This window comes from Rhodococcus sp. 3258, from assembly GCF_031456475.1.
Lineage (GTDB): Bacteria > Actinomycetota > Actinomycetes > Mycobacteriales > Mycobacteriaceae > Rhodococcoides > Rhodococcoides fascians.
In genome coordinates, this window is the sequence record NZ_JAVDUT010000005.1 from 244443 (window position 1) to 257631 (window position 13189).

Consider the following 13189-nt stretch of genomic DNA (forward strand, 5'->3'; position numbering starts at 1 on the left):
CGGACGAAAACCGTCCGTTGGGTATGTAGTGTCGTCTCGTGCGCGAAGGTAGAAGACACAACGCCGTCATCGACGTATCGGTCATCGTCACGGTGGTCGCACTCGGTGTCGTTGCGGCCGGACTGCTGCATTCGCCGGAAAGTGAACTGCCGCGCGGAAATGCTGTGTCATCCGGAGAGGCCGCACGCGACGGTGACTACTCCATCGTCTCCGAGCCCGTCGAGTATCCGGCCGACATTCCGGGGTGCTCCGAGGTCGAACCGCCCCCGCCCAGTGAGGATGGGCGCCTCATCTCGGTCATCGGAAGTCAGGCTCCGTCCTACGACAATCCTGCCTACCCGTGGTTGACCGCGAGCAAGGCAGGAGCGATGACCGACGCTCTCGTGGGCGCACTTCCAGCGGATGTCACCGTGAAGTTGGCCGCCCCATCCCAGTCGCTGACCTTCCAACCGGTGGAGGACTTCGGCGGTAACGTGCCGGAGGGCCTCGAGGCCAGCACCAGTGCCCGTGGCGATCTGGTTCGTGCGGGGGTGTCTGCGTTTGCCAGCGTCGATGTTCGACCGTCGTCGACGGGGATTCCGGCCTGTGTCGCAGGCGTTCTCGATGCCCGCAGTACCGAACCCGATGGGACGGTGGTCGATACCGACGACAGTTGGTACGAGATCGGCGGTGACCGCACGAACAGTCGCAGAGCGACGGCGTATCACCCTGACGGAACTCTGGTCACCGCGAATCTCAGTACTACCGTCGGTCCCGACTTTCCCTTGGATACATCCGAGTTGACCCGAATCGCGGCGCTGCCGGGCCTCCGAGTCGGTTCGCCTGCACCGGCGGGAAGCGCTGAGCCGCGTCAGGATTGCTCGGTCCCGTTCGTCGGGGAGGCGACTGCGGTGAATATCGACGAGGTGTCCTTGGACGCCGCGAACGAGGCGTTGTCGACAACCTGGCAGGCGCTACCCGATGCGCCGGTACTGAACCGGCCGATCGGGTCACTGGTACCCGATCGCACGGGCAGGGGTGCCTGTACGGACATCGACGTAGTGAACTCCGATGTAGCGCTGTCGATTTCTGTGTCCTCCGGCGCGGTACTCCCGGTGGCGAGGGACCCCTACGATCCGGAAAATGCGTACGAACCTGTTGTCGAGTTGCGAACACTGCCCGACGGTTCGGTGCTCGAATCGTACGACGTCGATCTGTCGAGCAGCATGACCGCGGAGGACGGAACCATGCGGTTGGCGAGGTCGGTCACGCTGACGCGACCGTCCGGCGTGCAGGTGTCGGTTCGGTCGACGGCGGATTTCGTTCCTGGCGGGGGCCGTTCGACACGGCCGGAACCGCTGCCATTCGAGCTACTGAATGCAGTGGCCCAAGCTCCGATCACGGAGTGGCCGTGAAAGATTCGACGACACGCACTGTTCTCGCTGCAGCCGCGGTGATGGTGGCAGTGGTATCCGTCGCCGCGGCTGCGGTCGTGCTGGTGAATGTGGACGTGTCCGTGAAGCCGTCGATGGACGATGCAACGACGTCGGCCTTCGACGAGATGCCGACGTTCTCGGAGGAGACGGAGACAATTGAGGCACCGGCTGGGCCGGCGCTCGAGCCCAGCTGGCGGATCGACGCAGAGACCGTCTACGGCAGGCAATTCGCTGCATTCCGTTCGCCGACCACAAGTTTGACGTTCGATCTCGGGGTCACGGGCGTGATCGACGCCGGCGATGTTCTCGTCACCGCAATGGGCCTGCCGAATCCGCGGTCGTCTTCGCTCGATGCAGTCGAGTTCGTGGCCCTCGATGCCGACGACGGCAGTGTGCGATGGAAGGCGTCGCCCAGCACAGTCGACGTATGCGCGAGTGTCCCCGTTCAGGGCGACATCGTCTGTCTCGACACGTATTCCGATGTGCAGTCCCTCGTCACTATCGGTACGAACGACGGGGTGGTGAAGCGGATACCGGTCCCCGAGGACTGGTACGTCTACGCGATCGAGAGCGACGGGACATCGGTGCTGTTGTTGGAAGGCAGCCCTGAGGATGGCGAATCCGTGTTGCACGGCGGGTCGGTGAATGCACTCGACCGAATGTGGACGCTACCGATCACCACATCCGTGGGGTGGGAGGGCCTGAGTGGCACGGTGATTCACACGGCCGACCGGCGAGGCGTCGTGACGATGGGCGGAGAGGCTACATTTTTCGATCCGACCACCGGAGCACCCGTCGAGGGTCTCGACATGACCTCGGACGACACCGTCGTCGACTCCACCGGCGCTACTGTCTGGGAGTTGCCGGATCCGTTCGATACGGACAAGGTCATCGGCAACACTCGTTATTCGATCGACGGTCCGGCGTATGTCGCGACGACGGATTCCGGTGATGTGCGGTGGCATTGGACCATCCCGGCTGGATCCGATGGGTTCACCGACAGCGGCACTATCGCCCAGACGCGATCGGGTGTGTTCTTCCTCGGAACCGATTCGATGGTTCGTCTCGAATCGGTTCCGAGTTGACGCCGAGCAGCTCTTACGTGCGGCAGTGCTATTCCCGGTGCGGAGTGCGCTCACCGGTATTCGGGTCCACGTCGAACAGTTGATCGGTGTTGTCGGGGGAGTAGACGACGGTGTCGACTTCCCGCGCGCGTCGTCGGGCACCGTCGCGAACGGCGAAGAACGCGGCTGCGAACAGTACGACCACGGTGATGCCGGCGACGATCGCCCATCCCTCGAAGCCGCCCGCCAGAGCCGCGATCAGACCGCCCGCAGATGCAATTCCGGCGAATATCAAGATGACGGCCAGCATGTTCTCGACTGCACGTGCCCAGCTCGTTTTCGAAGGCCTTTTCTCGACCATGGGGATGTTCCTCTCGCTAAGTTCCGTCGCCGAATACCCGAAACCCGGTCGTCTAAGCTCTGCGGTGCTACTGGGCCTTGCGTGCGCGGTACGCGGCAACCGCCGCGCGGTTGCCGCAGGTGGTGCTGCAGAAGCGGCGAGAGCGGTTTCGGGAGAGGTCGAGAACCAGCCCGTTGCAGTCCGGATCGGCGCAGACGTCGAAACGGGAGAGCTCGTCGGCTCGGATGACGTCGATCATGGCCATCGCAGTCTCGACGACGATGCGGGTTGCCAGTGGACTGTCGTCGGCGACGGCATGGACGTGCCAGTCGAGAGTGTCGTGCCGGACCAGTCGGGGCAGGGCCGAGGATTCGGCAAGCAAGCGGTTCACCTCGAGCACGGCGTCGTCTCGACTGCTGGTGAGCAGTGATCGCAGGGTCGGACGCAGTGCCCGCACAGCCTCGAGCTCGGCGTCGTCGCCGTCGAACCGTCCGGAGTAGCCCTGGTCGGTGAAGAAGTCGGCCAGCTCCTCGCGGGTGGTCAGCGTGTCCGGGTCTTCGGCGGAATTGACCAATGCCACGGCGGACAGAAGCGACAGTTCTGCGTCATGAGCAAAAAGCATGTTGACACCTTACCAATCCACTCCCTACTGTCACATGTCATGACGGCTTACACTCATGACGCGCAGGTGGATCGCGCAGCTGCACACGACGCTGCGGCACGGTCGCGTCGACTCTCGGGGCTCGGGTTCGCGCTCCTGTCCGCGGCATCGTTCGGGCTCTCCGGCTCGCTGGCCAAGGGCCTGCTCGATGCCGGCTGGACCGCCGGTGCCGCTGTGACTGCGCGCATCCTGCTCGCGGCAGCGGTGTTGCTGATTCCGTCGATTCTCGCGCTGCGTGGGCGCTGGGGCCTGTTGGCCAAGAATTGGAAGCTGCTCGTGGCCTACGGTGCCTTCGCGGTGGCCGGTTGTCAGCTCGCGTTCTTCAACGCCGTCGGCCGAATGGACGTGGGTGTCGCACTGCTCATCGAATTCACCTCGCCCGTAGCCGTCATCGGCTGGATGTGGTTTCGGCACCAGCAGCGTCCGGGTCGGCTGACGCTGGTCGGTGCGCTGTTGGCCGCAATGGGACTGGTGCTCGTGCTCGACCTGATCTCCGGCGCGGACGTCGACAGCGTCGGCGTGCTGTGGGCGCTCGGTGCGATGGCGGGAGCCGCCGTCTACTGGGTGCTCTCCGCCGACGAGAGCAACGGTTTGCCGCCGATCGTGCTCGCCGGGGGCGGTCTGCTGGCAGGTGGACTCATTCTGCTCGCCGCCGGGCTCGTCGGCATCGTCCCGTTCGCGGCTCCGCTGACCGACGTCACCTTCGTCGATGCCGTTGTGCCGTGGTGGGTTCCGATCATCGGTCTCGGTGTGGTGACCGCCGCGTTGGCGTACGTGCTCGGAATTGCGGCCGGCCGACGCCTCGGCTCGCGGCTGGCGTCGTTCATGGGTCTCATGGAAGTTGTTGCAGCGCTTGTGTTTGCGTGGCTGTTGCTCGGCCAGGCTCCGGGACCGATCCAATTGGCCGGTGGCGCACTGATTCTGCTCGGTGTCGTCGTCGTCAAATCAGGTGAACGCGTCACCTCGGACGAACCGGTGGAGCCGCTGCAGAGCAGAGCATGACAGCTGCTCAGCCGTCGACGCGTCCGAATACGACGGCGGCCAGAATGGTGTGCGCGCTGGCGATCACGGAGTCGAGAGGTTCGCGTTCGGGGGACAGCAACCATTGCTGAGCAATGGTGAGTACCGCGCCCACCAGGCCCATCGCCAGCGTTTTACGGTTCGGCCCGGCCAGGCCCCGGCTGGACCCTACGGTGTCGGCGACCTGTAGCACCGTCGCCGAGAACGAGGTGGTGGTCTTGCGGTACAACGCGTCGACGGTGGGGGATACGCCGAGGATTTCGACGAAGGCGATACGAGCGGACTTCGGTTGCTCGGCGACGAACGTGAAGAAGCCGGTCAGGGCTCCTCGGAGCACCTGTTCGCTGGACTCCGTTTCCGAGCCCGCTCCGGCGAGGATGCTCTCGCGCATCGCATCGGTGGCGCGGGCGTAGGTGGCCATCAGGAGTTCTTCGCTGTTGGTGAAGGACTCGTAGAAGTAGCGCTTGGTCAGCCCCGCTTCGACGCAGACTTTCTCCACGGTCGCCGTCCGGTACCCGGTGGTGCCGAACACTTCGACGGCGGCATCGAGCAGCCGGGTTCGACGCTCCTGCTGCCGCTGCTGCGGATCGGCACCTCGATAGGTGCGGCCGACTTCACTGTGATGGGTAGTCACAGACAGATCTTGACACCGCTCGGTATCAGATGCAAAGTGTTCGCAGGAATGCATCTCGATCGAGGGGGAGACATGGCGTCATCGACGCTCCGGAACAAGGTCGTTCTGATCACCGGCGCGGCACGAGGAATCGGTGCCGAGACCGCACGTGCGTTGGCAGGTCGTGGAGCCAAGTTGGTACTCGTCGACGTCGACGAGGCTCCGCTGCGGGAGGTCGCGACGCAGCTGAAGGCCGAGGCGTTCGTCGCCGACGTCCGAAATCTGGACGACATGCAGCGCGCCGTCGACGGCGGCATCGCGGCCTACGGAGGCATCGATCTGGTGCTCGCCAATGCGGGAATCGCCAGCTACGGATCGATCCTGCAGGTGGACCCGGCCACGTTCCAGCGCGTCATGGACATCAACGTGATGGGCGTGTTCAACACCGTCCGCGCTGCCTTGCCGTCGCTGATCGAACGCAACGGCTACATCCTCGTCGTCTCCTCGCTGGCCGCGTTCACCCCGTGCCCCGGCTTGGCCGCGTACAACGCCAGCAAGGCCGCAGCCGAACATTTCGCCAATGCGCTTCGGCTGGAAGTGAACTACCGAGGAGTCGACGTCGGCTCGGCCCACATGGCCTGGATCGATACCCCGATGGTCCAGGACGCGAAGTCCGATCTCACGGCATTCCAGGATTTGCTCGCGGTATTGCCCGGCCCCCTCGGGAAGACGATGACCGTCGAGCAGTGCGTGGATGCGTTCGTCGACGGCCTGGCCAAGCGCAAGCGCCGCGTCTACGTACCGCGGTGGGTGGGTGCGGCGTCCTGGTTCAAGGCCGTCATCACCTCGCGCGTCGGCGACCGCAGCATGTTGGCGCACGTGCCGACGATCCTGCCCAAGATGGACGAAGAAGTAGCGCGCCTCGGTAGGTCCGAGAGCGCACGCAACAAAATCAGCTGACCCCCCCACCGAAGGAATCGTTGCTCATGACTGCCGTACTGACCACCCCCGAGGTCGATGTCCTCATCATCGGTGCCGGCCTGTCCGGGATCGGTGCCGCGCGTCACCTCGGGCACGATCTGCCCGGGAAGACGTACACCATCCTCGAAAGCCGCGGGGCGATCGGTGGCACCTGGGATCTGTTCCGCTATCCCGGTATTCGCTCCGATTCCGACATGTACACCCTCGGGTACAGCTTCAAGCCGTGGACGGGAGAGAAGTCCATCGCCGACGGTTCCGACATCCGTAACTATATTGTCGAAACCGCACGAGAAGCGGGTGTGGACAAGCACATTCGATACCACCACAAGGTTGTCGCCCTCGAATGGTCGTCCGAGCAGCAGTTCTGGACGGTCACGGCGCAGCGCAGCGACACCGACGAGACCGTCACGATCACCGCGTCGTTCGTGTTCTCCTGCAGTGGTTACTACAACTACGACAAGGGTTTCAGCCCGGAGTTCGTCGGCCAGGAGAACTTCGGTGGGCAGGTGATCCACCCGCAGCACTGGCCCGAGGATCTGGATTACGCGGGCAAGAAGGTCGTCGTCATCGGCAGCGGTGCAACGGCGATCACGTTGGCTCCCAACCTCGCTCGTGAGGCCGAGCACGTGACGTTGCTGCAGCGCTCGCCGAGCTACATCCTCTCGCTCCCCTCGAAGGATCCGATTGCGCAGACACTGCGGAAGCGTTTGCCGAAGAAGTTGGCGTACAGCGTGACTCGGCTCAAGAACGTATCGATGGCCATGTTGATCTTCACGTTGAGCCAGAAGTACCCGGAATTCATGAAGAAGCGGATCCGGAAGATGCAGGAGGGATGGCTGCCGAAGGGATACGACCTCGACACCCACTTCACCCCGTCGTACAACCCGTGGGATCAGCGCCTGTGCCTGGTGCCCGACAACGATCTGTTCCGCTCGATCCGCAAGGACGAGGTCTCGATCGTCACCGATCACATCGACAGCTTCACCGAGACCGGCCTGAAGTTGAAGTCCGGCCAGCACCTCGACGCCGATATCGTCGTCACCGCAACGGGATTGAACCTGTCCGCACTCGGCGGCGCGACCTTCCGCGTCGACGGTAGAGACGTGGATCTGCCCAGCACCATGGCGTACAAGGGCATGATGCTCACCGGAATCCCCAACTTCGCTTTTGTCGTCGGGTACACCAACGCGTCGTGGACGCTCAAAGCCGACATGGTCTCGAACTACGTCATGCGCCTGCTCGCCCACATGGACGAGAACGGATACAGCACCGTCGAGCTCGAACGCGACCCGACCGTGGACGAAGAGCCGTTCCTCGATTTCGCCGCCGGCTACGTGCTGCGGGCCGTGGACAACTTCCCGAGGCAGGGCAGTGAAACTCCGTGGAAGCTGCGGATGAATTACTTCCGCGACCTGCCGGTTCTGCGGTACGGCAAGCTCGTCGACAAGGCGATGAAGTTCGGGCGGCCTCGATCGAAGGTCGCGGTCGCTTCCTGACGGGAATAGATCGAGTCCCTGATCGTTTGTTCCGGACATGAAAATTGGCATCATCGGAAGTGGATTCATCGGTGGAACGCTCGTGCGCCGGTTGACGGCGCTCGGTCACGAGGTTCGATTCTCGAACTCACGCGACCCGGAGACTCTGGCGGAGCTGGCGTCGGAAACCGGAGCGACGGCGGTGTGGGCAGCGGACGCGGCGCAGGATGCGGACCTGGTCATCCTCAGCATCCCGCAGAAGAACGTGCCCGACCTCGCCGCCGGTATCGCCGGCGCACGCAAGCCCGGAGCGCCGATCATCGAAACGAACAACTACTACCCGCAGCAGCGCGACGGTCTGATCGAAGACATCGAAGGCGGCACACCCGAGAGCGTATGGGTGTCGCAGCAGCTCGGTGAGCCGGTGATCAAGGCGTTCAACGGAATTTGGTACAAGCATCTGCTCGAGAAGGGTGTTCCTGCCGGAACCGACAAGCGCATCGCACTGCCGATCGCCGGGGACGACGCAGAGTCGAAGAAGTTGGTGTTCTCGGTGATCGACGAGCTCGGCTTCGACCCGGTCGATGCCGGTTCGCTCGCCGAGTCGTGGCGTCAGCAGCCGGGAACCCCGGTGTACGGCAAGGACTTCGGCGTCGACGACACGGTGAAGGCGTTGGCCGAGGCGTCCCCGGAACGCTCCGCGGAATGGAAAGCTTGAGCCGAGCTGCTGAACTACCTGACGCGACCCTCGCGGAGTGTGCGCTCCGCGAGGTCGCGTAGCGGCCCGGTCAGGGCCGAATCGCCGACCCGGCACGATTGCTCGCCCACCGACACGTTCCACACGAAGGTGTCGCGGGCCTGCGACTCGGCCGGCTCGGGTGGGGGCGGCTCAGCGAGGTACGGGCGCGCAGCCTCGACCAGCGACTGCCATTCCGGCTCGTCGGTCTCGACCACTCCGCGTTTGGACATCCCGGCGATCCCACCGGTTCGCAGTACCTCGATGCGCAGGCTCATGCCCCTCGATCACACCCGATCGTCGCTCGGCTCCCGTGTTGACTGAACTCCCACGGTAGACCAACCGGTGGCCACGGCCCGGGCGACGTCGGAATTGGTGCCGAATCGCTTCTGCGCTGCGAGCAGCGTCGCCGCGGAGAAACCGGCGAAGTCGACCGTTGGTTCCAGGCCCCCGACAGTCATGGTGTCGAACCAGACCTGCCCGACGCGGTCCCATGCCGGGCCACCCAAAGTGGTTGCGGCGACGGCGAACGCGCGGTTGGGAATGCCCGAGTTGATGTGCACACCGCCGTCGTCCTCGGTGGTGACGACGAAGTCGTCCATGCTCGCCGGCTGTGGGTCTTTGCCGAGTACATCGTCGTCGTACGCGGTACCGGGCTCGAGGAGCGAGCGCAGCGCCTTGCCCTGCACCGCAGGCAGGAACAGACCTTCGCCGATCAACCACGACGCGTCCTCGGCGTTCTGCTTCGCGGTGTACTGCTCCACGAGTGCACCGAACACGTCGGAGATGGACTCGTTCAGTGCGCCGGCCTGGTCCTTGTATTCGAGCGGGGTGGTGTACTGCGTGAAACCGTGCGCGAGCTCGTGTGCAATGACGCCCAGAGAAATGGTGAAGCGGGCGAACACCTCTCCGTCACCGTCGCCGAACACCATGCGAGAACCGTCCCAGAACGCGTTGTCGTAGTCCCGGCCGTAATGCACCGTCGCATCGAGGGGCAGGCCGCTGCCGTCGAGACTCGAGTAGCCGTACACCTCGTCGAAGAACGCATACGTGGCACCGAGGCCGTCGTATGCCTCGTCGGTCGCAGCATCGCCGGTGGGATCCTCACCCTCGGTGCGAACCTGCTGACCCGGGAGGTCGCGGGTCGCTTTCGCATCGGAGATGGTGCGTTCGAGGGTGCCGCCTGTCCGCGGTGCGATGGCGGTACGTGCCTGGACGACCTCTCTGCCCGCCCGCATCTCGCGGTCGGCCAGCAGAGTCGCGCGGGCACCGGCTCCCTGCAGACGCTCGAGCAGAAACGGTGGAACTACGCCATGCGAGTGGAGCCTGCGGAACGATCCGGAATCGGTATCTGTCGTCATGTGCGGTGACCCCCTAGGTCCGTTGCATGTGCGGTGATGATTCCCAGTGTGCCCGAGGGCACCGACACAATCGGCTCCACCGCACCGAGCTCACTCACGCAGCGTCGACAGATCGATACTGTCCACCTCGCTCGGGGGACGCAGCGCGGTGACGGTCGCCCAGTTCCGGGCCAGCAGGGAGGCGTCGGAGTCGTCGTCCTCGGCGTGGATCTCGTCGAACCGGACGGTGACGAAATCTTCTCCGCGATCGCCTATTTCGGCCTGCACCGCGCCGTACCGGGCCAGCGAGACCGGAACGATCCCGGCAAAATCCGACCGTGCAACGTCGGGAATGTTGACGTTGACGACCGCATCGACGGTCAGATGCGAGATCATCCATGTCACCGCCAGATGCGCGACGTGTTCGGCGGTGTCCCAGTGCGACGGCCGGGTGGCGAGCGACGACAGCGCCATGGCGGGAACCCCGTGCGTCAGGGCTGTCAGCGCCGCGCCCACCGTGCCCGAATGTAGAACGGCCGCACCGGTATTGGGGCCGTGATTGATACCGGAGAGGACCACGTCGGGTGGATCGCCGAAGGCCCCTCGGGTGGCGACGAACGCGATGAGGGCCGGTGAGGCCTGTACCGCATAGACCTCGACGCCGCGCAGCCCCTCGATCTCGGTTCGCTCGATACCCAGGTGATCGTCGACGCCCATCCCCGTCAGCGATGCACTGGCACCGCTGCGTTCCTCGTGGGGTGCGGCCACCACGACGTCGAGGCCGGCGTCGAGCGCGACCCGCGCCAGCAGTGCGATGCCTGCGCTGTCCACGCCGTCGTCGTTGGTGATCAGCGCCCTCATTTCTTGCCAGCCTTGCTGTACGGACGCACGTCGACCGATTCGGTGAGTCCGAGAACCAGGTCTTTTCGGCCGCTACCGAGGCCGCGGCGGGTGACGTTGGCGGTGCCCGCGCCGCCGCCCAGGCGGAGCGCCTCCGGCATCGACATTCCCTGGGCGATTCCGGCGGCGATCCCGGCGCTCATCGAATCGCCTGCGCCGTGATGGTCGACCATCTGTAGACCCGGGGTGACGATCTCCAGCACGTCCCCGTCGACCAACGCCAGGGCGGGGTCTCCCGCTCGGGAGATCACAACCACCTCGGCACCGTCGTCGTGCATCTTTCGCATCGCATCGATCAGGTGCTTCGGGTCCTCGGACTCGGCTCCGCCGTCGGCAATGAGGTCCTCGTGGCTGACCTTGAGCACCGTGAGACCGCCGGCGAGAGCGGCCAGCATCGTCGGTCCGGACAGGTCCGCCACCACCGGGACGTCGAGCGCACGTAGGTCTGCGCACAGTCGCTCGTAGACCTCGGGCGGCACGATGTTGTCGGCGTGCGGACCGCCGAGAATTGCCACGTCGCTGCGGGCACCGGTGGCCAGTGCCGCGCCGAACAGGTCGTCGAGCGCGTGCCTGGCCAGCGGCGGCGGATCGACCGTGGCCAGTACCTCGCGCTCTCCGCTGCGGCGATCGTGCACGTAGGAGCCGCTTTCCTGGCCGATGTCGACGGAGACGACGGAGATGCCCTCACTCTCGACGATGCCGCGCAGTACGGCACCGATCTCGCCGCCGAACACCCCGGCGAGTGTGACATCGAGACCCAGCACCGACGCCATCCTGGCGATCCAGTGGCCTTGCCCGCCCGCGTGCACGTGCAGTTCGGTACTGCCGTTGGGGGCAGCGTCGAGGGTCACCGTCAGTAGTGGGGACGGCGCGAAGACGAGCGCGCTGGGCGCGCGGGAGGAGGTGGACATCGTGAGCGAATGCCCGATATGTCAGGTCCGAAACAGCTACAACTCGAAAACGTCGACTCAGAATCGACGACGCAGGCGCATCCCGATGGGGCGTCCGTCGGGGTCGACGAACAGCCGGTAGGCGAGTGCGGCGAGTCGCTGCTGCCAGACGGGCGGCACCGTGATCTCGTGCATTCGCAGACGGCCGACGGGCCGGGGCTTCGCGGACGGGTTGCGGTGCCAGTTGTCCAGGGCCGTCGCGCTCGCCGAGACCACGTCGAAGAACTGCTGCGGGTCGACGAGGTCGGCGTCGTCGCCGTCGGCCCGCCCGAGGTGTTCGCGGATCAGTTCGAGTCTCAGGTTGCGCGCGTGGGTTCTGGCACCGTCGCCGAGGCCCGCTGGGTCGAGCGGTGCCCGATCGTCGCGCTGCTCGTCGACGATGGCCGCGGTCAGCTCCGAATCATGGGTCCAGGAGCGGCGATTGAAGTTGTCCGACCCCACTGCCGCCCAGACGTCGTCGATGATGCAGACCTTCGAGTGCACGTATACCGGTATGCCACGGTCGTTTTCGATGTCGAGTACCAGTACGCGGTCACCGCCGGCTGCGCGGATGACCCCGAGCGCCGCCGAGTGTCCCAGCAGCGCAGAGGGAATGGTCAAGTTACTGTCGTCGTCGAGGTGCTTGGGGACCACCACCACCAGCCGCAGGTTCGGCTTGCGGCGCAGTGCCGCGGCGAACACGCGCGCGACGTCGACGGACCACAGATATTGGTCCTCGATGTAGATCAGCTCGGTGGCACGGTCCAGGGCTTTGGCGTATGCGCGGGCAGCGCTGCGCTCGCCTCTCGTCGCGAACGGGTAGGCGGGGCGTCGACGCGGGTAGGTACGCAGCAGCTGAACCGAGCACGTGCCCTGCGGCTCCGGGGCGGCGGCAGCGGGTGGCAACTCCGACGGTTCACGCCTGACTCCGCGCAGGAAATCGGGAATGGCGTGCCACGGTAGACGCGAGAGCGCCGCGGGATCTTCCCACCGTTCCCGGAAGACGTCCTCCACATCCCGGACTGCGGGCCCCTCGATCTGCACCTGAACGTCGTGCCACGCCGGAATCTCGCCGTACTCGGGAGGGAAGGGGCGCGAGACGGGATCGCCGAAGTGATCGGCGTCGTCGCGTCGAGCACGTGCCAGATCGATACCGCCCACGAAAGCGACGTCGGGCAAATCAGTCCTGCCGTACCGCACGACCACGAACTTCTGATGGTGGCTTCCGGTGACCAGCACGCGCTGGTCCAGAATGACCTCGCCGCCCGCCTCCTCCAGCCGCAGCGCGAGCTTGCGGTTCTTCGGACCGGTGAAACCGAGGGTTTCCATGTGGGAGCGCCACACCATGCCCTTGACGACGCCACCGCGGTGCGCGACGGCGGCCAGGGCATCCTCGACGGTCACGCCGTCGTCGGTGAGCAGCTGCTCCGGGTCCCCGCGCCAATCGGTGAAGAGCACCAGATCGTCGCGCTCGGTCTGCTCGAGGGCCCGTGCGAGTGCCGCGAAGTACGTCTTGCCGTGCACGAGGTTCTCGACGCGATTGCCCTCGGTCCAGGCCGAAATTCGGGTGTCGTCGTTGCCTCGCTCGGGCGCGGTCAGGAACCATGGGTGCCCCGGATCGAAACTGCGCTCGGGAGCTGTCAGAGCAGAGGTGGACCGACCGAATTTCTCGGCAACTCCGTCTACGACGCGCCGGATGCGCTGCACTATCACGA

14 protein-coding genes are annotated in these 13189 nt (G+C 65.2%); 6 read left to right on the forward strand and 8 right to left on the reverse strand.

Annotated elements, in window-relative coordinates; translation table 11 throughout:
- The first annotated feature begins 38 nt into the window (after positions 1 to 38).
- Positions 39 to 1394: a hypothetical protein gene (locus J2X62_RS17335; RefSeq protein WP_310182200.1), complete on the forward strand. Its 1356-nt coding sequence runs from the start codon at positions 39 to 41 to the stop codon at positions 1392 to 1394.
- Complete coding sequence (locus J2X62_RS17340; protein ID WP_310182201.1) at positions 1391 to 2500, forward strand: hypothetical protein; 1110 nt, start codon at positions 1391 to 1393, stop codon at positions 2498 to 2500. The genes J2X62_RS17335 and J2X62_RS17340 overlap by 4 nt, the downstream gene beginning before the upstream one ends.
- Positions 2501 to 2528: 28 nt before the next feature.
- Here the strand turns inward: J2X62_RS17340 and J2X62_RS17345 are convergent, their stop codons facing one another.
- Positions 2529 to 2789 (reverse strand): hypothetical protein, encoded by a 261-nt coding sequence (locus J2X62_RS17345; RefSeq protein WP_052053276.1) that lies wholly within the window; start codon positions 2787 to 2789, stop codon positions 2529 to 2531.
- 118 nt (positions 2790 to 2907) lie between these two features.
- On the reverse strand, positions 2908 to 3441 hold the full coding sequence (locus J2X62_RS17350; RefSeq protein WP_310182202.1) for a CGNR zinc finger domain-containing protein: 534 nt from the start codon (positions 3439 to 3441) through the stop codon (positions 2908 to 2910).
- A gap of 39 nt (positions 3442 to 3480) precedes the next feature.
- Here J2X62_RS17350 and J2X62_RS17355 point away from each other — a divergent pair, with 39 nt between their 5' ends.
- The gene (locus tag J2X62_RS17355) at positions 3481 to 4482 is read left to right on the forward strand and encodes a DMT family transporter (protein WP_032373824.1); all 1002 of its coding nucleotides are present in this window, start codon (positions 3481 to 3483) and stop codon (positions 4480 to 4482) included.
- A gap of 7 nt (positions 4483 to 4489) precedes the next feature.
- On the opposite strand, the gene J2X62_RS17360 is transcribed toward J2X62_RS17355, so the two are convergent.
- Positions 4490 to 5134, reverse strand: a complete 645-nt coding sequence (locus tag J2X62_RS17360) for a TetR/AcrR family transcriptional regulator (RefSeq protein WP_230072927.1) — start codon at positions 5132 to 5134, stop codon at positions 4490 to 4492.
- Between the two features lie 72 nt (positions 5135 to 5206).
- On the opposite strand from J2X62_RS17360, the gene J2X62_RS17365 reads away from it, so the two are divergent.
- From J2X62_RS17365 to J2X62_RS17375, 3 genes are read left to right on the forward strand one after another with little or no spacing between them, the layout of a single operon-like run.
- Complete coding sequence (locus tag J2X62_RS17365) at positions 5207 to 6073, forward strand: SDR family oxidoreductase (protein ID WP_032364730.1); 867 nt, start codon at positions 5207 to 5209, stop codon at positions 6071 to 6073.
- A 26-nt stretch (positions 6074 to 6099) separates the two neighbouring features.
- Positions 6100 to 7590 carry an NAD(P)/FAD-dependent oxidoreductase gene (locus J2X62_RS17370; protein ID WP_310182203.1) on the forward strand — a complete coding sequence of 497 codons (1491 nt, stop codon included), beginning with the start codon at positions 6100 to 6102 and terminating at the stop codon, positions 7588 to 7590.
- A gap of 37 nt (positions 7591 to 7627) precedes the next feature.
- Entirely contained in the window at positions 7628 to 8287 is a 660-nt protein-coding gene (locus J2X62_RS17375) for an NADPH-dependent F420 reductase (protein ID WP_027494431.1), read from the forward strand.
- Between the two features lie 14 nt (positions 8288 to 8301).
- On the opposite strand, the gene J2X62_RS17380 is transcribed toward J2X62_RS17375, so the two are convergent.
- The 5 genes from J2X62_RS17380 to J2X62_RS17400 all read right to left on the reverse strand — a co-directional run bounded on the left by J2X62_RS17380 (position 8302) and on the right by J2X62_RS17400 (position 13187).
- Positions 8302 to 8583 (reverse strand): protealysin inhibitor emfourin, encoded by a 282-nt coding sequence (locus J2X62_RS17380; protein ID WP_027494430.1) that lies wholly within the window; start codon positions 8581 to 8583, stop codon positions 8302 to 8304.
- Between the two features lie 9 nt (positions 8584 to 8592).
- Entirely contained in the window at positions 8593 to 9666 is a 1074-nt protein-coding gene (locus tag J2X62_RS17385; RefSeq protein WP_310182204.1) for a M4 family metallopeptidase, read from the reverse strand.
- A 90-nt stretch (positions 9667 to 9756) separates the two neighbouring features.
- Positions 9757 to 10506: a 5'/3'-nucleotidase SurE gene (gene surE / locus J2X62_RS17390; RefSeq protein WP_310182205.1), complete on the reverse strand. Its 750-nt coding sequence runs from the start codon at positions 10504 to 10506 to the stop codon at positions 9757 to 9759.
- Positions 10503 to 11456, reverse strand: a complete 954-nt coding sequence (locus J2X62_RS17395) for a PfkB family carbohydrate kinase (RefSeq protein ID WP_310182206.1) — start codon at positions 11454 to 11456, stop codon at positions 10503 to 10505. The genes surE and J2X62_RS17395 overlap by 4 nt, the downstream gene beginning before the upstream one ends.
- A 57-nt stretch (positions 11457 to 11513) precedes the next feature.
- Positions 11514 to 13187, reverse strand: coding sequence for a phospholipase D-like domain-containing protein (locus J2X62_RS17400; RefSeq protein ID WP_032406659.1), 1674 nt, complete (start codon positions 13185 to 13187; stop codon positions 11514 to 11516).
- Positions 13188 to 13189: the final 2 nt, after the last annotated feature.